This window comes from Sneathiella chinensis (assembly GCF_012720115.1).
Taxonomy (GTDB): Bacteria; Pseudomonadota; Alphaproteobacteria; order Sneathiellales; family Sneathiellaceae; genus Sneathiella; species Sneathiella chinensis.
Genome location: NZ_VNWN01000002.1, coordinates 255,493 through 275,270 on the forward strand (window position 1 = coordinate 255,493; position 19,778 = coordinate 275,270).

General features: G+C 58.4%; 16 protein-coding genes. 9 read left to right on the top strand and 7 right to left on the bottom strand.

Translation table 11 applies throughout. From position 1 onward, the window contains the following. Nucleotides 1–288: 288 nt before the first annotated feature. From FQB27_RS01230 to FQB27_RS01255, 6 genes are read left to right on the top strand one after another with little or no spacing between them, the layout of a single operon-like run. Complete coding sequence (locus FQB27_RS01230; RefSeq protein ID WP_169559055.1) at nucleotides 289–459, top strand: nitrate reductase; 171 nt, start codon at nucleotides 289–291, stop codon at nucleotides 457–459. A 10-nt stretch (nucleotides 460–469) separates the two neighbouring features. Continuing rightward, nucleotides 470–1,024 carry a ferredoxin-type protein NapF gene (napF, locus tag FQB27_RS01235; RefSeq protein ID WP_169559056.1) on the top strand — a complete coding sequence of 185 codons (555 nt, stop codon included), beginning with the start codon at nucleotides 470–472 and terminating at the stop codon, nucleotides 1,022–1,024. Then, nucleotides 1,021–1,296, top strand: coding sequence for a chaperone NapD (locus tag FQB27_RS01240; protein WP_169559057.1), 276 nt, complete (start codon nucleotides 1,021–1,023; stop codon nucleotides 1,294–1,296). Before napF ends, FQB27_RS01240 begins: the two co-directional genes overlap by 4 nt. After that, the gene (napA, locus tag FQB27_RS01245; RefSeq protein WP_169559058.1) at nucleotides 1,293–3,797 is read left to right on the top strand and encodes a nitrate reductase catalytic subunit NapA; all 2,505 of its coding nucleotides are present in this window, start codon (nucleotides 1,293–1,295) and stop codon (nucleotides 3,795–3,797) included. Before FQB27_RS01240 ends, napA begins: the two co-directional genes overlap by 4 nt. After that, nucleotides 3,794–4,264 (top strand): nitrate reductase cytochrome c-type subunit, encoded by a 471-nt coding sequence (locus FQB27_RS01250; protein WP_206374156.1) that lies wholly within the window; start codon nucleotides 3,794–3,796, stop codon nucleotides 4,262–4,264. Before napA ends, FQB27_RS01250 begins: the two co-directional genes overlap by 4 nt. Next, nucleotides 4,264–4,872 carry a NapC/NirT family cytochrome c gene (locus tag FQB27_RS01255; protein WP_169560022.1) on the top strand — a complete coding sequence of 203 codons (609 nt, stop codon included), beginning with the start codon at nucleotides 4,264–4,266 and terminating at the stop codon, nucleotides 4,870–4,872. The genes FQB27_RS01250 and FQB27_RS01255 overlap by 1 nt, the downstream gene beginning before the upstream one ends. A 1-nt stretch (nucleotide 4,873) precedes the next feature. Here FQB27_RS01255 and FQB27_RS01260 read toward each other — a convergent pair whose 3' ends face one another. Next, nucleotides 4,874–5,179 (bottom strand): hypothetical protein, encoded by a 306-nt coding sequence (locus FQB27_RS01260; RefSeq protein WP_169559060.1) that lies wholly within the window; start codon nucleotides 5,177–5,179, stop codon nucleotides 4,874–4,876. Nucleotides 5,180–5,606: 427 nt separating this feature from the next. Here FQB27_RS01260 and FQB27_RS01265 point away from each other — a divergent pair, with 427 nt between their 5' ends. Beyond that, nucleotides 5,607–10,430: an NAD-glutamate dehydrogenase gene (locus tag FQB27_RS01265; protein ID WP_169559061.1), complete on the top strand. Its 4,824-nt coding sequence runs from the start codon at nucleotides 5,607–5,609 to the stop codon at nucleotides 10,428–10,430. 84 nt (nucleotides 10,431–10,514) lie between these two features. Here FQB27_RS01265 and FQB27_RS01270 read toward each other — a convergent pair whose 3' ends face one another. Next, entirely contained in the window at nucleotides 10,515–10,949 is a 435-nt protein-coding gene (locus tag FQB27_RS01270; protein ID WP_169559062.1) for an EamA family transporter, read from the bottom strand. Between the two features lie 181 nt (nucleotides 10,950–11,130). Between FQB27_RS01270 and FQB27_RS01275 the strand changes: the two genes are divergently transcribed. After that, the gene (locus FQB27_RS01275; protein WP_169559063.1) at nucleotides 11,131–12,471 is read left to right on the top strand and encodes an MFS transporter; all 1,341 of its coding nucleotides are present in this window, start codon (nucleotides 11,131–11,133) and stop codon (nucleotides 12,469–12,471) included. A gap of 74 nt (nucleotides 12,472–12,545) precedes the next feature. Here FQB27_RS01275 and FQB27_RS01280 read toward each other — a convergent pair whose 3' ends face one another. Next, nucleotides 12,546–12,860 (bottom strand): heavy metal-binding domain-containing protein, encoded by a 315-nt coding sequence (locus FQB27_RS01280; RefSeq protein ID WP_169559064.1) that lies wholly within the window; start codon nucleotides 12,858–12,860, stop codon nucleotides 12,546–12,548. 19 nt (nucleotides 12,861–12,879) lie between these two features. Beyond that, nucleotides 12,880–14,478: a bifunctional phosphoribosylaminoimidazolecarboxamide formyltransferase/IMP cyclohydrolase gene (gene purH / locus FQB27_RS01285; protein WP_169559065.1), complete on the bottom strand. Its 1,599-nt coding sequence runs from the start codon at nucleotides 14,476–14,478 to the stop codon at nucleotides 12,880–12,882. Nucleotides 14,479–14,716: 238 nt separating this feature from the next. Between purH and FQB27_RS01290 the strand changes: the two genes are divergently transcribed. Continuing rightward, nucleotides 14,717–16,027, top strand: coding sequence for a nucleotide sugar dehydrogenase (locus FQB27_RS01290; protein ID WP_169559066.1), 1,311 nt, complete (start codon nucleotides 14,717–14,719; stop codon nucleotides 16,025–16,027). Between the two features lie 45 nt (nucleotides 16,028–16,072). Here FQB27_RS01290 and FQB27_RS01295 read toward each other — a convergent pair whose 3' ends face one another. The 3 genes from FQB27_RS01295 to rsmB are packed head-to-tail and all read right to left on the bottom strand — an operon-like array spanning nucleotide 16,073 to nucleotide 19,758. After that, the gene (locus FQB27_RS01295; RefSeq protein ID WP_169559067.1) at nucleotides 16,073–17,746 is read right to left on the bottom strand and encodes a heparinase II/III family protein; all 1,674 of its coding nucleotides are present in this window, start codon (nucleotides 17,744–17,746) and stop codon (nucleotides 16,073–16,075) included. Next, nucleotides 17,743–18,408 (bottom strand): ribulose-phosphate 3-epimerase, encoded by a 666-nt coding sequence (gene rpe, locus FQB27_RS01300; RefSeq protein WP_169559068.1) that lies wholly within the window; start codon nucleotides 18,406–18,408, stop codon nucleotides 17,743–17,745. The genes FQB27_RS01295 and rpe overlap by 4 nt, the downstream gene beginning before the upstream one ends. A gap of 48 nt (nucleotides 18,409–18,456) precedes the next feature. Further along, on the bottom strand, nucleotides 18,457–19,758 hold the full coding sequence (gene rsmB / locus FQB27_RS01305) for a 16S rRNA (cytosine(967)-C(5))-methyltransferase RsmB (RefSeq protein ID WP_169559069.1): 1,302 nt from the start codon (nucleotides 19,756–19,758) through the stop codon (nucleotides 18,457–18,459). Nucleotides 19,759–19,778: the final 20 nt, after the last annotated feature.

A 19,778-nucleotide genomic window follows, 5' to 3' on the forward strand; every position in this document is an offset into this window, starting at 1 on the left:
CGCTTACTCTCCTCCTCAGGGGGTTTTTTCGGGTTTTACGCCGGGTGGGCCTCGTATTAGTGCTGCGATGCCAGGGGAAGGTCAAGGAAAACAATATTTGATGTCTGGATTATATATGAATAACCGGGTACTATTCATTTAGATAAAAATTAATTAGCAGATAGTTGTTTTCTTCTTGTGCCTTCAGGGTAATACTGGCGTGATCTGTCTTTCGGGGGGAAAGAATCCCGCAAAGTACCGCCGCCAATATCGAAGGTGAAATTCACAAGATTTCGGAGGGAGCTGGCCATGCTGGAGAGGGGACTGGATCGGGAGACGCAATCCAGAAAATCGGAAATCCTGCTGTTTCTGTTTCTGACATTCATTCTGATACCCGGGGCAACCGTTGGGTTTATTGGTGCGTATGGCTTTGTGATCTGGATTTACCAGATGCTGGTCGGCGGACCGCCGGCGGGTTAGGGGCATGGGTATGAGGGGCCTTGAAAAAGGGGTTTCCCGCCGCGATCTGCTCCGCGGGCGGGGATTGCGCCAAGCACCGGAAGACGTGGGGCCGTCTGGCCCCGTCCTGCCTTGGGCTTCGTCCACATCCGTATTGAGCCACTGTACACAATGTGGTCGCTGCGAGACAGCATGCGGCGAGACCATCATTCGAAAAGACGCTGACGGCTTTCCCACAGTGGACTTCACGATCGGCCCCTGTGTGTTTTGCGGGGCCTGCCGGGATGCCTGTCCCGAACCGGTGTTTGATACGGCTGAGAGCGAGGATCAAAGGCCTTGGGCGCTGACGGCGCAGATCGGAGAGGATTGCCTGCCTTTCAGGGGGGTGCAGTGCCAGACCTGTCAGGATCATTGCGATCCGCGGGCGATCCGGTTTCGCTATACCATCGGGTCTTTTCCCCGCCCTGAAATCGTGACGGAGGATTGTACGGGATGCGGCGCCTGTATCGCCGTTTGTCCCGTGCGCTGCATTTCCATGACCGACGGGCGCGTTTCAGTAACGTCAGAGAGCGGAGGGCCGGGATGAGCAAGTATCTGTCCATTTCCAGTTTGGTGGCGCAGGTCGCACCGGAGAAGCGGGAGCAGGTCCGGGCCGCGATGGAGGCTGTTCCGTATGTGGAGGTTCCCATTGTGGGCGAGAACGGGAAGCTGGTTGTTCTGATCGATGCGCCCCATACCCGGATAATTGTTGAGACATTGGACATTCTGAAAAACCTACCGGGGGTGATTTCCCTGCTGCCTGTGTACCAGCACGAGGAGCAGGAAACCGCGTCCCTTTTGGCGGAGGAGAGGCAATGAAACTGACCAGACGTGATTATATCAAGGCCAATGCGGTCGCAGTTGCGGCAGGAGCGGCGGGTCTTGGCAAGGAGGCCGAAGCCGCCAATCTTGTAACGGACCGATCCCGGACCAACCTGACCTGGTCCAAGGCGGCCTGCCGGTTTTGCGGGACCGGGTGCAGTGTCATGGTCGGTACCAAGGACGGCAAGGTGGTTGCCTCCCACGGGGATGTGAAGGCAGAGGTCAACCGGGGCCTGAACTGTGTCAAAGGCTACTTTTTGTCAAAAATCCTGTATGGCGAGGACCGTCTGAAAACGCCGTTGCTACGGATGAAGGACGGCCAGTATGACAAGAACGGGGACTTCGCGCCGGTGTCGTGGGAGACGGCCTTTGACGTCATGGCGGAAAAATTCAAGGAAGCGATCCGCAAGAACGGCCCCACCGCCATTGGCATGTTCGGATCGGGGCAATGGACCGTATGGGAGGGATATGCCGCTTCCAAGCTGATGAAAGCCGGGTTCGGGTCCAACAATATCGAACCCAATGCCCGCCACTGCATGGCCTCGGCGGTGGCCGGTTTCATGCGGACCTTTGGCATTGATGAGCCCATGGGCTGTTATGATGATATCGAGGCCACCGATGCGTTTGTCCTGTGGGGCTCCAACATGGCGGAAATGCATCCGATCCTGTGGACGCGGCTGACGGACCGGCGCCTCAGTGCCCCGGATACCCGCGTGGCGGTGCTGTCCACCTATGAGCATCGCTGTTTCGATCTGGCGGACATTCCCATGGTGTTCACCCCGCAGACCGATCTGGCCATTCTCAATTTTATTGCCAATTATATTATCCAGAATGACAGGGTGAATTGGGATTTTGTTGACCAGCATGTGAATTTCCGGCGCGGCAATACGGATATCGGCTATGGCCTGCGCCCGGAACACCCGCTGGAACAGAAGGCCGCCAATGCGGACAAGGCCGGCGGGTCCCAGGAAATGACCTTTGAGGAATTCCGGGAGTTCGTCGCGGAGTACAGCCTTGAAAAAGTGTCCGAATTGTCCGGCGTCCCTGAACAGCAGCTTGTGGAACTGGCCGAGCTTTATGCGGACCCGGATCGCAAGGTCGTGTCTTTCTGGACCATGGGGTTCAACCAGCATACCCGCGGTGTGTGGTGCAACAACCTGATCTATAACATTCATCTTCTGGTGGGCAAGATTGCAACCCCCGGAAATTCGCCCTTTTCGCTGACCGGGCAGCCGTCTGCCTGCGGAACCGCGCGCGAGGTCGGAACCTTTTCGCACCGGCTGCCGGCCGATATGGTGGTGACGAACCCCAAACACCGGGCCTTTGCCGAGAAGGTCTGGAACATTCCGGCGGGGGTCATTCCGCCCAAGCCCGGCTTTCATGCGGCCCAGCATAACCGCATGCTGAAGGACGGCAAGATCAACGCCTATTGGGTCCAGTGCAATAACAACATGCAGGCCGCCGCCAACCTGAATGAGGAAACATGGCCCGGATATCGCAACCCCGAGGCCTTCATTGTGGTGTCCGATCCGTATCCCACGGTAACCGCCGGGGCCGCAGACCTGATCCTTCCAACGGCCATGTGGGTCGAGAAGGAAGGGGCGTATGGGAATGCGGAACGGCGTACCCAGTTCTGGCACCAACTGGTCAAGGCACCGGGGGAAAGCCGGTCTGACCTTTGGCAATTGGTGGAATTTTCCAAGCGTTTCACAACGGACGAGGTCTGGCCGAAAGAGGTGCTTTCCGCCAATCCAGCCTTCAAGGGCAAGACCTTGTATGAGGTCCTGTTCCGCAACGGTTCCGTGGACCGGTTTCCGCTGTCTGAAACCAGCCCGGATTATGACAATGATGAATCCGCTGACTTCGGCTTTTACCTTCAGAAGGGCCTGTTCGAGGAATATGCCATCTTTGGTCGGGATCATGGGCATGATCTGGCGCCGTTTGAACGCTACCACGAGGAACGGGGCCTGCGCTGGCCGGTTGTGGATGGAAAGGAAACCCGCTGGCGGTTCCGCGAAGGATCGGACCCGTATGTGGGGAAAGGCAAGGGGTATGAATTTTACGGCAAGCCTGACGGGCGAGCGGTGATCTTTGCCTTGCCCTATGAACCCCCTGCGGAAAGCCCGGATGAGGAATATGATCTGTGGCTGTGTACGGGGCGGGTGCTGGAGCACTGGCATTCCGGTTCCATGACCCAGCGGGTCCCGGAACTCTATAAATCCTTCCCGGATGCGGTTGTCTACATGCATCCCAAGGATGCGGAAAGCCGCGGATTGCGGCGGGGGCAGGAAATCCGGGTGGTGTCCCGGCGGGGCGAGATTGTCAGCCGGGTCGAGACACGGGGCCGCAACAAGCCACCGGAGGGGCTGGTCTATGTGCCGTGGTTTGACGCCAGCCAGTTGATCAACAAGGTCACGCTGGATGCCACCGACCCCATTTCCAAACAGACCGATTACAAGAAATGCGCGGTCAAGATTGTCGCAACGGGGAGGGCATGATCATGAGAATCTCCAGCTTTTGTGCCGTGATTGCCGCCGTGGGGGTGTTGCTGGCAGGCGGGGCCAGCCTGTCCGAGGAACTGATCACCCTCAGGAACGGGCTTTCGATTGATCAGGAGGCCGCGGCGCCCCCTTTGCCGAAGGTGGAAAATCACGACAAGAGGCGGGTTCGGAATTTTGCCGAACAGCCCCCGACCATCCCTCATACCATCCGGGGATACGAAGTGACCCGCAATGCCAACAAGTGTCTGTCCTGTCATTCCCGTATCCAGACCGGGGAATCCCAGGCCCCCATGGTCAGCGTGACCCATTTCATGGACCGGGATAATCAGGTTCTGGCAACGGTCTCGCCGCGGCGGTATTTCTGTAACCAGTGCCATGTGGTGCAGGAAGATGTGAAGCCACTGGTCAACAATGACTTTGTCGATGTGGAATTGATGTTGCGCAATAGTGAGGCGCCGCAATGATGGGCCTGATCAGGAAAGCGTGGGGGCTGGTGGTCTGGATCTGGTCCACCGCCAGTCGCCCGGCCCGGCATCTGTCTATCGGGTTTCTTGCATTGGGCGGGTTTTTTGCGGGGGTGATGTTCTGGGGGGGCTTCAATACGGCGCTGGAAGCCACCAACACGGAGGCGTTCTGCATCAGTTGTCACGAGATGGAGAACAACGTTTTTCAGGAGTTGAAGACCACGGTTCATTACAGCAACCGGTCCGGGGTGCGGGCAAGCTGTCCGGATTGCCATGTTCCCCATGACTGGACCGACAAGATCGCCCGCAAGATGCAGGCCTCGAAAGAGGTCTGGGGGACCCTGTTCGGGACCATTGATACCCGGGAAAAGTTTCTGGCCAACCGGCGCAAGCTGGCGGGGCATGAATGGGAACGCCTGAAAGCCAATAATTCACTGGAATGCCGCAATTGCCACAGCCCGGAGGGGATGGATATTACGGTGCAGAGCGTTCGGGCCTCCACGGCCCACCAGACCTATCTGTTTACCGGCGAGAAAACCTGTATCGATTGTCACAAGGGTATTGCCCATGAACTGCCGGACATGACCGGGGTTCCCGGTTGGCAATAGGTCAGGGTTGAAGGGGCGGCGGCACCTGTCCCGGGTCGTCGGCGGGGAATGGGTCGATCCCGTCTCCGATCCGGTTCCGCTTGTCCATGGCGGCGACAAGTTTGAGAAGAAAAGCCTTCACCGATGCGTCGTCGGGGCCAAGCTCAAGGTTTTCCATGGCGTTCAGCAGGGTGCCCATCAGCCGCAGGGTCTCCTCCGGGGGCAGCAGGATCGACAGCATCCTGTTGGGGTCGGCCGTGTCCTGAAGGGCCAGACCGACTTTCTGAAGGACGTGGTCGGTGGCGACGATAACTCGGGTTTCAGGCATGAAGGTTTCCTTTGATCGCGTCGAGAGAGTACCCCAGTTTGCGGGAATGTTGGCATATTTCAATAACCTTTTTAACGGGGGTCGTGACGACCAATACATAACCTAACGTTTGTTCGGTAACTTCATGGTTTTATTTTGGAATTTGCCGTTTTTTGGGGTTGCGGGCGGTGCGTACAGGGAATAAGAATGAAAGACACAATGCGTTGTCTCCGTGAAAGTTGAAAGAAATGGAGCGCTGATTACTGATACATTGTGGGACACTGGTTCCGGTTTATTTCTTCCATCAGAATAGTTTGAAAATTTGGTCAGTAATACTGACTGAAAATATCTGATTTTATTTGGCTTTGAGAAATATTCAGGTTTCCGGTTCTTTTTTAATTTACCAATTGTTTAAATACGTTGCTTTAAAGGAAATGGGGATCCGATCATGGCGAACAAGCAACAGGAACTGAAGGCGGAGAAGATCTCCGAGATCCTGGCTATGGTCGACAGTCGTCTTGAAAAAGAGGCGGCCGCCGATATCAAAATTCTTGTTGAAAAATTCTATGAACGACTGGCGCCGGAAGATGTTCTGAACATCCAGTCTGAAAATCTGTATGGGGCGGTGCTGTCGCACTACAAGTTCGCCAGGAACCGGCCCCCGCAAACCGCCAAGGTTCGGGTTTTCAGTCCGACTCTGGACGAACATGGCTGGAAAACTCCCCATACGGTCATCGAGGTTGTCAATGATGACATGCCGTTCCTTGTGGACAGTGTTACGGCGGCCCTCAACCAGCGGAACCTGAACGTTCATCTGGTCATTCACCCGATCCTGCGGGTGGAGCGCGACGACAAGGGCGCCCACAAGGCGTTCCATGCCGGCGGCAAGAAGGGCTTGGAAGAATCCTTCATGCATCTTGAAGTGGACGAGGTGAGCGACCCGGAAATTCTGGCCGAGATTGAGCGGGAACTGGAATTTGTCCTGAAGGATGTGCGGGCCGCGGTGTCCGACTGGAAGCCGATCCTGAAACAGGTGACTGACCTTGTGGCGTCCCTGAAGAAAAACCCGCCCCCCCTTGAGGCCGGAGAAATCGACGAAGCCCGGGCCCTGCTGGAATGGATGGCGGACAACCATTTCACCTTCCTTGGATATCGGGAATATAATTTCACGGTTTCCGACCAGAAAAGTTCTGAAAACTGGGAACAGGTGGCAGAATCCGGTCTTGGCATTCTGCGGGACCCCATGCGCCGGATCATGACCGGCAAGGCAGAGGTCTCACCGGAGGTTCGGGACTTCCTGCATCGTCCGGAACTGGTGATTATCACCAAGGCCAACGCCAAGTCCACGGTGCATCGGGCGGTCTATCTGGATTATGTGGGGGTCAAGAAATTCAACGATAAGGGCGAGGTTGTCGGTGAATGCCGCTTTACCGGCCTGTTCACCTCGGCGGCCTATAACCGCATTCCGCGGGATATCCCCTACCTGCGGCGGAAAGTTGAAAACACGCTGAAAATGTCCGGTCTGGCAAAAAGCAGCCATGACCAGAAAGCCCTCGCCCATATCCTTGAAACCTATCCCCGTGATGAGCTGTTTCAGATTTCGGTCGAGGAACTGTTTGAAATCTCCTCCAAGATCCTGACCCTGCAGGAACGCCCGAAAATCAGTGCCTTCCTGCGGCGCGACCGGTTTGAACGTTTTGTCTCGGCGCTGGTTTATGTCCCGCGTGAGAAATTCAATACCGACCTTCGGCGGCGGTTCGGCGAGATTCTGGCCGAAATGCATCATGGTGAAATCTCTGCCCACTATTCACAGGTGGGCGACGACGCCATGGCCCGGATTCACTTCATCGTGACCCTGAGCAGCAAGGACAAGCCGGTTGTTGATGAGCGCGAACTGGACAGCCGTCTGGTCAATGCGGCCCGGGAATGGGGCGATGATCTCAGCGATGCGTTGCTGGAACGCTGGGGCGAGGAAAAGGCCCTGCGTCTCAAGGCGCGCTATGGGGAGGCCTTCCCGGTGGGCTACAAGGACCGCTTCAATGCGGAACTGGCCCTGCATGATATCGAGAAACTGGAAGAAGTCTGTGCCGCCGGTGAAATGGGCCTGAACCTGTACCGGTGGGTGGAAGACCCGGATCACAAGGTCCGCTTCAAGGTTTACAGCCCGTCCACACCGCTGACCCTGTCCGATTGTCTGCCCATGATCGAGAATATGGGCCTGAAGGTGCTGGCAGAAAATCCCTACCTGATCGGCCATGGCAACATGGACCAGCCGGTCTGGATTCATGATTTTGAACTGATCGAACCGACCGAGATGGAACTGGACCTGAAAGCCTTGAAGGTCAAGTTCGAGGATACCTTCCGGCGGGTCTGGCAGGGCACCAGTGAAAGCGACGGGTTCAACCGTCTGGTCATGCGGGCCGGCCTTAGCTGGTTTGATGTGGCGATCCTGCGGGCCTATGCCAAATATCTGCGCCAGACGGGCATTGCCTTCTCGCAAAGCTATATGGCCAACACCCTGTCCGAAAACCCGGCAATCTCCGTGATGCTGGTGGCCCTGTTCAAGACCCGGTTCGACCCGGACCTGACCGAAGACCGGGACGCGGCTTTCCGGGGCTGGCTGGATGAAATCCATACGGCGCTGGACGGTGTGGACAGTCTGGACGATGACCGTATCCTGCGCCGTTTCATGAACCTGATCGAGAATACCCTTCGGACCAACGTCTATCAGGAAGGGGCCGGTGATGCGGCCAAGCCGTACTTCTCGTTCAAGCTGGACAGCCAGAATATTGATGATCTGCCGCTGCCCCGTCCCCATGTGGAGATTTTCGTCTACAGCCCGCGGGTTGAAGGGGTTCACCTGCGGGGCGGCAAGGTGGCCCGTGGCGGTCTGCGCTGGTCCGACCGCCGGGAAGACTTCCGAACCGAGGTTCTGGGCCTTCTGAAAGCGCAGATCGTCAAGAATACGGTCATTGTGCCCGTCGGCTCCAAGGGCGGGTTTGTTCCGAAGCGTATTCCGCTTGGTGCCAGCCGCGAGGATATCCAGAAGGAAGGCATTGCCTGTTACAAGCTGTTTATCTCAGGCCTGCTGGACCTGACCGACAACATGGTCGGGACGGACGTGGTGCCGCCGGCGCGGGTGGTCCGTCACGATGATGATGACCCGTATCTGGTGGTGGCCGCCGACAAGGGGACGGCAACCTTCTCGGATATCGCCAACGAGGTGGCCATTTCCTACGGTTTCTGGCTGGGGGATGCGTTTGCCTCTGGCGGGGCGGCCGGGTATGACCACAAGAAAATGGGGATTACCGCCCGCGGTGCCTGGGAATCCGTCAAGCGTCACTTCCGCGAAACGGGCAAGGATATCCAGTCCGAGGACTTCACGGTGGCCGGGATCGGCGACATGTCCGGGGACGTGTTCGGGAACGGCATGTTGCTGTCCCGTCATATCCGTCTGGTAGCGGCGTTTGATCACCGCAATATCTTTATCGACCCCGACCCGGATGCCGCGGCCAGTTTTGCAGAACGGGAACGCCTGTTCAAACTGCCTCGCTCATCATGGGAGGATTATGATCCCAAACTGATTTCCGACGGCGGCGGCGTTTTCGACCGCAAGGCGAAATCGGTCAAGCTGACGCCACAAATCCAGAAACTTCTGGGCTTGAAAGTGCCCAGCCTGACCCCGAACGAGCTGATCTCGGCGGTTCTGAAATCCGAGGTTGACCTTCTGTGGTTCGGCGGGATCGGAACCTATATCAAGGGATCGCAGGAAGGCCACGGGGACGTGGGCGACCGCGCCAATGATGCCATTCGTGTCAACGGGGCGGATGTCCGGGCCAAGGTCATTGGTGAGGGCGGCAACCTTGGCGTGACACAGCGCGGCCGGATTGAATATTCCCTGAAGGGCGGTCGCCTGAACACGGACGCCATCGACAACTCTGCCGGTGTGGACTGTTCCGACCATGAGGTGAATATCAAGATCTTGCTGCGGGCAATCCTCGATGACGGGGAAATGACCGGCAAGCAGCGGGACCGCCTGCTGGAGGAAATGACCGACGAAGTGGCGCGCCTTGTGCTGCGGGACAACTACCTTCAGACACAGGCCCTGACCACGGCGGAACGCCAGCGCATCGCCAATTTCGAGGAGCAAACCCGCTTCATCCATGAACTGGAACGTCAGGGGCGTCTCAACCGCGCCGTTGAATTCCTGCCGGATGAAGAGGAACTGGTCCGCCGTCAGACCTCAGGACAGGGTCTGGCCCGTCCCGAAATGTGTGTGTTGCTGGCCTATGCCAAGATGACGCTTTATACGGATATTCTGGAAACATCGTTGCCGGATGATCCGTTCTTCGAAGCATGGCTGATGAACTACTTCCCGCAGCAGATCAAGGATCAGTATCCGGATTATGTGCGGACCCATCGCCTGCGCCGGGAAATCATCACCACCATCATTGTGAACAGTCTGGTCAACCGGGTTGGCACGACCTTTGTCATGCAGATGGTCGAGGAACTGGGTGTGGGCGTGGATGATGTGGCACGAGCCTATGCGGTGGCGCTGGAAGTGTTCGACCTGCGCGCCCTGTGGGGCCAGATCGAGGCGCTGGACAACAAGGTGAAAACCGATGTTCAGGGTCGCATGATCGATATCACGCAGAAACTGGTTCGCCGGGCCACATTGTGGTGTCTGCGTCACTTGCGCTCGCCGCTGGATATTGCGGGCGAGGTGGCAGCACTGGCACCGGATATGCGGCTTCTGGAAACCAACCTTGAGGACCTGCTGAGTGAGGCCGGTCGTCAGTCCTTCCAGGATCGGGTGGCCTATTTCAAGGATCGGCATGTGCCGGAAACCCTGGCCCGCCGTATTTCCGCGCTGGCGCCGTTGCGCTCCTCGCTGGATGTGGTTCAGGTGGGCAAGGTGTCGTCCCGGCCCATCGACGAGGTGGCCGAGGTCTATTTCGCAGTGGGGGCGGATCTCGATCTGGACTGGCTGCGTTATGCCGCCGAGGCGATCGAGCCGGAAAACCACTGGGAACGGCTTGCCGTCACGGCCATCATTGATGACCTGTATGGTCAGCAGCGGGCGTTGACAAGTTCTGTCTTCTCCCATGCCGATGGCCATCAAGGCCGGGCAGCCCTGGAATTCTGGGGCAAGCTGAACGACAATTCGATCCAGCGGTCCCGTGACCTGATGGAGGAATTCCGGGCAACCGGCGGTGTGGATATTGCAAAGCTGGCCTTTGCCAATCGCCACTTCCGTTCCATGATCGGTTAGGCGGCATCTGCCTTGTCATCGAAACAGAACCCCCGCCGGTATCGCTGGCGGGGGTTTTTTAGTGCAGGCGGGGCAGAGCCGTCTTCAGCCAAGGGCAACCAGAAGGGATCCGGCTGCGATCAACCCGACCCCGGTCCATGCCGGACCGGACAGGTGCTCCCCCAGAAGAAATACCCCGATCAGCGCGACAAGGACAACGCTCAGCTTGTCGACCGGTGCCACCTGTGAGGCATTCCCAAGCTTCAGGGCGCGGAAATAACACAGCCACGAGGCCCCCGTGGCAAGGCCGGACAGGATCAGGAACAGCAGGCTTTTCCCGGACAGTTGGTCAAGCGGCTGAAACTGGCCGGTAAAATACAGGATGATCCCCAGCGACAGAATGACCACAAGGGTCCGCAGAAAAGTGGCATAGTCGGCATTGATATTTTCCACGCCGACCTTGGCGAAGATGGCGGTAAGGGCGGCAAATAACGCGGCGAGAAAGGCCCAGAACGCCCATGAATTGATCAATTGAGTCATGTAAATCTCCCGATTGCCTCATGGATACAGGCGGGACGTTTGTATCCGGTGAAGTCTGATACAGTCTTCCGCCCTGTTAATATTCTCGCGCTTTTGTTTTTTCCCATAGGGATCACGTCTTTTTTCTGTTCACCGTCATGATTTAGACTAGACTTCGAAAATCGATTGGGGGGATAGACATTTGACCGGCACTCACGAGGCATCCCGGCTCGGGAAATTTTCCTGGGCCCTGTTTGACTGGGCGAACCAGCCTTATTTCACGGTTGTAACCACGTTTATTTTCGCGCCTTACTTTACGTCTTTTGTGGTCGGCGACCCGGTGACGGGGCAGGCCTATTGGGGATATACGCAGGCGGCGGCGGGCATTCTGGTGGCTTTGCTCAGTCCTGTATTCGGGTCCATCGCGGATGCGGGCGGCCCCAGAAAGCCGTGGATTGTGCTGTTTGCGGGTCTGTGTGTCATCGGTACCTTTTCCCTGTGGTGGGCCATGCCGGATCACGGGCCAGGCCTGATCTGGATATTGGTGGCGATTGTCATTGGCACCATCGGGGTGGAATTCAGTGTGGTGTTCAACAATGCCATGCTGCCGTCCCTGACCTCCCGGTCCTCCATGGGACGGTTGAGTGGCTTCGGGTGGGGGCTTGGCTATCTGGGGGGGCTGATTGCGCTGTTTATCGTGCTGCTGGGCTTCTCCCTGCCGGAGGAACCCCTGTTCGGCATCGACAAGACCCTGCACGAACAGGATCGCCTGACCGGTCCCCTGTCGGCGGTCTGGTTTCTGGTTTTTATCATTCCCATGATGCTGTTTACCCCGGATGGAAAACCGACAGGCAAAAGCCGGGCGGAAGCGGTGAGGGGTGGCCTCAAACAACTGGGGGGCACGCTTCGCTCCCTCGGGCAGCACCGGAACATGGTCTATTTCCTGATTGCCCGCATGTTCTATAACGACGGCATTCTGGCGGTTATCGGCTTTTCGGGCATCTATGCGGCGGGGTTGTTCGGGTGGAGTACCACGTCCCTTGGGGTGTTTGGTATCCTGATCAATGTGTTCGCCATTGCCGGATCGTTCGCTGGCGGCTGGCTGGATGACAAGCTGGGATCAAAACCGACCATTGTCATTTCCGTTCTGGGCCTGTCATTTGCGGCGGTTGGTATTCTGTCCATCAGTGATGGCGAGGTGCTGTTCGGCCTGCCAGCGGCCATGCCGACCCCGGAAAGCGGACTGTTCGGAAGCCCGGCGGAACAGGTTTTCATGGTGTTCGGGTTTGTGATGGGGTTCTTTTTCGGCCCGGCGCAGGCCGCCAGCCGCACATTGGTGGCGCGGTTGTCCCCGCCTGACAAGGTGGGCGAGTTCTTTGGCCTGTTCGCCCTGTCCGGCAAGGCAACGGCCTTTGTGGCGCCGCTGGCCATCGGGGTTGCCACAGACCTGACAGGTCAGCAACGTCCGGCCATGATCGTTATTCTGGTGCTGTTGATGACGGGCGCGGCCCTGATGAGTTTTGTCCGCGAACCGGAACGATAGGGCCGGAACCCCATAAAAAAAGGGGCACATCCAGTGCCCCTTTTTCGTATCGGTTTTTTTGCGGGTGCAGGGTGTTACTCGACCGTAACGGCGGTGCCGGACGCCACAACCATCAACATGCTTTCGCCCATGATTTCGGTGTCAAGATTGACGCCGACAACGGCATTGGCACCGATTTCCGCCGCTTCTTCCATCAGCTCTTCAAGGGCGATGGCGCGGGCCTTGCGCAGTTCCTTCTGGTAAGCGCCGGAGCGCCCGCCAACGATATCGGTCACGCGGGCGAAAAAGTCCCGCACAAAGTTGGCACCCATGACGGCCTCGCCGCCGACAATGCCGTGATAGGCGACGATCCGCTTGCCCTCAACCGAGCCGGTCGTTGTTGTAATCATGCTGCTATTCCCTGTTCTATCAATGACGGAAATGTCGCATGCCTGTCATGACCATGGCAAGACCTGCTTCATCGGCAGCGGCGATTACTTCGTCATCGCGCATGGACCCGCCCGGCTGGATAACCGCGGTTGCCCCGGCTTCTGCCGCGGCAAGCAGGCCATCGGCGAACGGGAAGAACGCGTCAGAGGCAACAACGGAGCCCTTGGCCCAGGCTTCTGTTTCGCCGGCGTTCTGGGCGGCTTCAAGGGATTTCGCGGCGGCAATCTTGGAGCTGTCCACGCGGCTCATCTGTCCGGCGCCGACACCAACGGTGGCCCCGTTCCGGGCATAGACGATGGCGTTTGATTTCACATGCTTGGCGACGGTGAAGGCAAATTTCAGATCGGCCAGTTCCTGTTCGGTCGGGGCCCGCTTGGTGACAACCTTTAGTTCCGGTTCTGCGGTCAGGGCATTGTCGCGGCCCTGAATGAGGTATCCACCGGCCAGTGACTTGACCAGACGTCCGCCGGCGCTTGGGTCGGGAAGACCGCCGGTCAGCAGCAGGCGCAGGTTCTTCTTCGCCGCAATGATGGCTTTCGCCGCGTCATCCGCATCGGGGGCAATGATGACCTCGGTGAAGATCTTGACGATTTCCTCGGCGGTGGCGGCGTCCAGTGTCTGGTTCAGGGCGATGATCCCCCCAAAGGCAGACGTGGTGTCGCAGGCAAATGCGGTCCGGTAGGCATCGGCCAGCGTGGCGCCGGTGGCCACACCGCACGGGTTGGCGTGCTTGATGATCGCACAGGCGGGGCCGGCTGTTTTCGGGTCAAACTCGGCGACCAGCTCGAACGCGGCATCGGTGTCGTTATAGTTGTTGTAGGACAGTTCCTTGCCCTGGATCTGGGTTGCCGTGGCGATCCCGATCCGGGATTCAGAATTGGCATAGAAGGCGGCGGACTGGTGCGGGTTCTCGCCATAGCGCAGGCCCTGCTGCTTGGTGCCGGCAAATACCAGACGTTCCGGGAATTCCTGACCCAGTTGTTCGGCATACCAGTTGGAAATGGCGGCATCATAGGCGCCGGTGCGGGCATAGGCCTTGGCGGCCAGCCGCTTGCGGGTCTCGATGCTTGTCTTGCCGCCGTGGGTGTTCAGTTCATCAATGACGGTCTGGTAATCGGCGCTGTCGACGACCACGTTGACGAAGCCGTAATTCTTGGCCGCAGACCGGATCATGGCCGGGCCGCCGATGTCGATATTCTCAATGCAGGTGTGGAAGTCGGCGCCCTTGGCGACGGTTTCCTCGAACGGGTACAGGTTGACAACAACCAGATCGATCGGGCCAATGCTGTGATCGGACATTGCCTTCACATGGTCCGGGTTGTCGCGCAGGGCCAGAATGCCCCCGTGGATCATCGGGTGCAGCGTCTTGACGCGTCCGTCCATCATTTCCGGGAACTGGGTATGTTCGGCGACCTCTTTCACAGGAATACCGGCATCGGCCAGCATTTTGGCGCTGCCGCCGGTGGAGAGGATTTCGATATTGTGGAGAGCGAGCGCCTGACCAAGCGTGATCAGGTCGGTCTTGTCGGAAACGGAGATAAGGGCGCGGGTAACGGGTTGCAGGTCGGAAGCAGACATCGACATTTCATCCTATTTGCCAAAAATGGGCCGGGGGTCACGCGGGCGCTATAGCACGAGATCCTGATTTTCGGAACCGCTTTTCAGGAAAAAACGGGGCAATTGCTCAGCTTTCTACCATTCGTTGTTGATGGCGGGCGGGATTGGCACATATTCCTTGTGGTAGCCCACGGGTCCGGTTGACAAAATCCCGACTTCAAGGCTACCTAGGCCCATACAGAAATGACGCGGAGTCCTCATGACCAGATCAGTCCCGGAAGCCCTCAAGGGCGGTGACAAGGTGAGCAGCAAAACAACAATCTCCATTGTGGGTCTTGGATATGTGGGCTTGCCGCTGGCAGTGGCGCTGGCCCGGCATTTCGATGTGATCGGTTTTGATATCAGCGAGGACCGGGTTCAGGAATTGCGGGACGGATATGACCGCACCTTCGAGATCGAGACGCCTGTCCTTCGCGCCAGCAGCATGCGGTTCACCACCGAAATCGAACAGACAGCCAATGCGGATATTCATATCATCACCGTTCCAACGCCGGTGGATGACGACAACAAGCCGGACCTGGGCCCCTTGCGGGCGGCCTGTAATTCTGTTGGCCCGATCCTGAAAAAAGGCGCGATCGTGGTGGTGGAAAGCACCGTTTATCCCGGCGTGACCGAGGATGTCTGCGGCCCCCTTCTGGAAGAGAAATCGGGCCTGCTGGCCGGTGAGGATTTCTATCTTGGCTATTCACCGGAGCGGATCAATCCCGGCGACAAGGTGCATACGGTTGACCGGATCGTGAAAGTGGTGGCCGGCCAGAACGAACAGGTCACCGATATTCTGGCCGATGTGTATGGATCGGCCACAACGGGAGGAACGTTCCGGGCCCGAAACATCAAGACCGCCGAGGCCGCCAAGGTGATCGAAAACGCCCAGCGGGATATCAATATCGCCTTCATCAACGAGGCGACCATGATCTTCCAGAAACTGGGCTTGTCGGCCTATGACGTGCTGGAAACAGCGGGAACCAAGTGGAATTTCCTGAACTTCACCCCCGGACTTGTGGGCGGGCACTGCATTGGCATTGACCCCTTCTATCTGGCCCACCGGGCGACCCAGCTTGGACATGCGCCGGACCTGATCCTGACCGGGCGCCGGATTAACGAGTCCATGGGCAAGTTCATTGCCGATACGGTGGACGGCCTTGTGTCGGGGGGTAGCCGGATTCTGGTGTTGGGCCTGACCTTCAAGGAAAATGTGCCCGACCTGCGCAACACCAAGGTCAAGGATATCGTCTCTGGCCTGCAGGAACTGGGGCATCAGGTGGATGTTCATGACCCCATGGCGGACAAGGACGAGGCCCATCAGTTCTTTGATATCGACCTGAAGGAAAACCTCAATAACCTGCATGGCTATGACGCGGTTGTCGGGGCGGTGGCGCACACGGTTTACAAGGACCTGTCGCCGCTGGCGCTGGAATCCATGCTGAAGGAAGGTGGATTGGTGGCGGATATCAAGGCGATCTGGCGCGACCGGGAATTTCCGGCCCACATCAAGCGCTGGCAGCTTTAGGCACAGCGGCGCGGTGCAGAGCATGGCAGAGTAGAGCAGAGCAGGTTATTCCTGCTCGTCCCCCAATTGGCTGAAGGCCCATTTCAGGGACAGGGGTTCTGTTCCGTTCAGGCGTCCTTTCAGGACGATCTGGTAATTCTTCCGGGGCCGTCCGGGCTGCTCACAATAGACGCTTTCTTCCAGCGACAGTTCAGACAGGCTGCTGACAAACCGCCAGCCAGCGCCTGACGGGGTGCGTATCAACAGGCTGTTGCCGCCGTGATTTCGGGACAGGCTAAGATCGGGATGCAGGTGAAAGCGCAGGCAGAAATCGGTGGTTTCATCCCCGCTTTCAGGACGGCGCACCGTATCTTCCCCGCGCAGGTTCTGGCCGCTGGCATCCAGATAAAGGCGGCGTTGGTGGGTAACGCCAAGACGGCTTTCATACCCCGTATTCTCAAAGTCCAGCCACAGGCTGCCCCCTTCCTCGATGACGGTCACCTGTGTGGGATCGTCTTCGCGGCTTTGGGTGGGGGCGGGGAAGGCGGCATTGATCTCGCCGATGGACAGGGTTGAATGGGCGGCGGTCGCAGCAAGGGCTTTTCCCCACGCAGAGGTCCGCACCGGGTGAGAGCCGCAATTGACAACCAGACGTTCCCGGCCCACGCTGAATTCAAATCCGCCAATTCCGGCATGGAAGGCCCGGTTGGCCGGCCGCCCCCCTTTTCCCGTTTCCAGCAGCAGCAGGGCCCGTCCGGCCTTCAGCCGTTCAAAACCGCCGTAAGGCAGGTGATGGGGCGGGCGTCCGGGGGCGTTGGAGACGGCCAGAAGCTGGTCCGCCATCCCCGGATCACCGACAACGCTGCCATTGAACAGGGCGGAAGCCCCATCGCCATGCTGGAAAAAGCGGACAACCGGGGCCGACCGGTCGATGGCATTGTTCAGGGCGACCGGAATGCTCATGTCCCGTTCCAGCAGGGTCTGCCGCAGACTGACCAGATCGGCCAGCATGGTGATCTGTTTGCCGGGATTGCGGGAAATATGGCACCCATCCGGCAGGATGTCTGAATTGACCAGCGTCATCATGCGGGCAAGGTGACGCTTTCCCTGCGACAGGCTGTCGGGGAAGGAAATGGCCACCTGAAACAGGGCCATATGCAGGGTGAACAGGGACTGCCGTGCCCCCGGCAGACGCCGCACCCGCATCAGGTGCTTGTATTGTCTGCGGATGCTTTTCAGGAACAGGTAGTTGAAGTCACTGCCCCCGTTATCCATCAGGAAGGTGGTATGGCAGGTCCAGTTGATCAGGCGTCGGGCCAGCGTCTCCGCATCCCAGATATAGGGGCTGTATTCGCTGAAATGCTGCAGCCATGACCGAACCAGTGCCCGGCTATGGCGTTTTGCCGCGTCGGAGCCATTGGCGGAAAAATCCCGGAGCCAGCCGAAGGAATGCAGTTCCTGATGCCAGTAGACGGGCATGTCCGGCGCGAACCAGGGTTCCTGATTTGTTGAAACCAGTTCATGGCCGGCAAACTCGAAATGCCCCTGAAACAGGGCATCGGCCCGCAGGCTGCGGCCGGGCAGCATGTCGGCGGGCGGTGGTAATGGTTTTTTGGGCGTCCGACTTTTCAGTGTCGAGGCATAGAGCCGCGAGCAAAAGATAAAGTCGGACAGCAGGCGGCGTGGCGGCAGAAAGCCGGGGGTCCGGTTTTTACGTCCCGCCACAACCATGTCATTCATGAGCGGCCCAGAATCCGGTTGATGTTGGCCGCATACTGTTCCGGCCCGCCCTTGAAGGCGGCACTGCCCGCGACCAGCAGGTCGGCACCAGCCTCAATGACCAGCGGGGCGGTTGTCTCGTTGATGCCGCCATCGACTTCAAGGTCGATATCCCGACCGGTTTCATCAATCATGGCACGCAGGGTGCGGATCTTGTCAAGCTGGCTGGAAATGAAGGTCTGACCGCCAAAGCCGGGGTTCACGCTCATCACTAGAACGAGGTCGATTTCGTCCATCACATGTTCAAGGGTCGAAGCCGGGGTCGCCGGGTTGAGGGACACGCCGACTTTCTTGCCGTGGGATTTCACCAGTTGGATGCTGCGGTGCAGATGGGCACCCGCTTCCTGATGAAGGGTGATGATGTCAGCGCCTGCATCGACAAATTCCGGGATGAAGGGATCTACCGGGGAAATCATCAGATGGCAGTCGAACGGCTTGTCCGTGTAGGAGCGAAGGGATTTCGTTACGGCCGGACCGAAACTGATATTGGGGACAAAATGTCCGTCCATGATATCCACGTGGATATAGTCGGCACCTGCCTTGTCAATGGCGGCCACTTCTGCACCGAGAGTGGCGAAATCCGCTGCCAGGATCGAGGGGGCTATTCTTACCGGTTTACGCATAACATTCCTTACTGTCTCTTGGGCGGAAGGGGCATTCCGGTGCCTTCCTTACCCGGGGCTTTTAACAAGGCGGCAGGCATAAAAGCCGTCCATGCCGCCAAGGGATTCATTTTCCTGGTTCGCCAGATGATAAGGCAGGCAACGGATGTCTCCATCCTTCGTTACAATCTCGGACAGGCCTCCCACCTCATCTGGGGTAACAGGCAGTCTTTTCAAGTCGCCATGACGCTCAAGAAGACGGCGGATCTGGTGTTCGCCTTCCTCGGGTTGCAACGAACAGGTGCTATAAACAAGAATTCCGTCTTTTTTAAGGCTGCCAACCGCCGCATCCAGCAACCGCTCCTGCAGTTTTGCCAGCTTTTCAATATCGTCCGGTGTCTTCAGCCATGCCACATCGGGGTGGCGGCGCAGGGTGCCGGTGCTGGAGCAGGGCGCATCCAGCAAAATACCGTCGGCCGGGGTTTCAGGAACAAAATTGACAGCATCGGATACGGCTGTTTCCACCTCAAGGGCGAGGCGGGTCATGTTCTCATCCAGACGCTTCAACCGGGCGGAGGATTTATCGACCGCCGTCACACGGGCACCGGCAAAGGCAAGCTGGGCGGCCTTACCGCCGGGGGCGGCGCACAAATCGACAATATGCTTGCCCTGGACATCGCCAAACAGGCGGGCGGGCAGACTGGCAGAGGTGTCCTGTACCCACCATTGGCCGTCGTCAAAACCGGGCAGGGCACTGACCGCGCCGCCAGCGGTGCGGCGCACCGACCCGGTCGGCAGGCAAATGGCGTCCAGCTTTTCCGCCCAGCCTTCCGCATCGGATTTGACGGTAATATCCAGCGGGGCCTCGTGGCGGTGGGCCTCGGCGATGCGGCGGGCGGCTTCTTCACCATAGAAAGCGATCCAGCTTTCCCAAAGCCATGCCGGGGTGTTGGTGCGGGGCAGGTCCATGCGGGACAGCAGCTTCTGCCCCTGCCGTCCGGTCCGCCGCAGCAGGGCGTTGACCAGTCCCTTGAACTTGCTTTTCGAGGGGATCAGTTCCACGGTGTCATGAACGGCGGCGTGGGACGCCACATTCATGAACAGGACCTGGGCAATCCCGATCCGGATGACGTTGCGGATATTGGCCGCCGCCTGGGGAAGCGGGCGATCCATCATCTTGTCGATCAGGGCGTCAATGATGCCAAGATGGCGCAGGGTGGTGGAGGCGATGGCACGGGCCAGACTTCTGTCCAGATCGGAAAGTCCGTGTAGGTTGGCCGGCAGGGCGTCCTCCAGCAACTGGTTCTTGGCAAGAACACGGGTCAGGATTTGTACGGCGCGCGCACGGGGATTGCGGTTTTCCTCTTTCATACTGGCTATGTACGGTAAAT

What these genes read in the sequence shown, in the direction of transcription:
- FQB27_RS01260 (WP_169559060.1), bottom strand. Translation starts at nt 5,179, where the DNA reads ATGCCTGAAACCCGAGTTATCGTCGCCACCGACCACGTCCTTCAGAAA.
- FQB27_RS01240 (WP_169559057.1), top strand. Translation starts at nt 1,021, where the DNA reads ATGAGCAAGTATCTGTCCATTTCCAGTTTGGTGGCGCAGGTCGCACCG.
- FQB27_RS01280 (WP_169559064.1), bottom strand. Translation starts at nt 12,860, where the DNA reads ATGATTACAACAACGACCGGCTCGGTTGAGGGCAAGCGGATCGTCGCC.
- rsmB (WP_169559069.1), bottom strand. Translation starts at nt 19,758, where the DNA reads ATGAAAGAGGAAAACCGCAATCCCCGTGCGCGCGCCGTACAAATCCTG.
- purH (WP_169559065.1), bottom strand. Translation starts at nt 14,478, where the DNA reads ATGTCTGCTTCCGACCTGCAACCCGTTACCCGCGCCCTTATCTCCGTT.
- FQB27_RS01270 (WP_169559062.1), bottom strand. Translation starts at nt 10,949, where the DNA reads ATGACTCAATTGATCAATTCATGGGCGTTCTGGGCCTTTCTCGCCGCG.
- rpe (WP_169559068.1), bottom strand. Translation starts at nt 18,408, where the DNA reads ATGCGTAAACCGGTAAGAATAGCCCCCTCGATCCTGGCAGCGGATTTC.
- FQB27_RS01255 (WP_169560022.1), top strand. Translation starts at nt 4,264, where the DNA reads ATGGGCCTGATCAGGAAAGCGTGGGGGCTGGTGGTCTGGATCTGGTCC.
- FQB27_RS01265 (WP_169559061.1), top strand. Translation starts at nt 5,607, where the DNA reads ATGGCGAACAAGCAACAGGAACTGAAGGCGGAGAAGATCTCCGAGATC.
- FQB27_RS01230 (WP_169559055.1), top strand. Translation starts at nt 289, where the DNA reads ATGCTGGAGAGGGGACTGGATCGGGAGACGCAATCCAGAAAATCGGAA.
- napF (WP_169559056.1), top strand. Translation starts at nt 470, where the DNA reads ATGAGGGGCCTTGAAAAAGGGGTTTCCCGCCGCGATCTGCTCCGCGGG.
- FQB27_RS01250 (WP_206374156.1), top strand. Translation starts at nt 3,794, where the DNA reads ATGATCATGAGAATCTCCAGCTTTTGTGCCGTGATTGCCGCCGTGGGG.
- FQB27_RS01295 (WP_169559067.1), bottom strand. Translation starts at nt 17,746, where the DNA reads ATGAATGACATGGTTGTGGCGGGACGTAAAAACCGGACCCCCGGCTTT.
- napA (WP_169559058.1), top strand. Translation starts at nt 1,293, where the DNA reads ATGAAACTGACCAGACGTGATTATATCAAGGCCAATGCGGTCGCAGTT.
- FQB27_RS01290 (WP_169559066.1), top strand. Translation starts at nt 14,717, where the DNA reads ATGACCAGATCAGTCCCGGAAGCCCTCAAGGGCGGTGACAAGGTGAGC.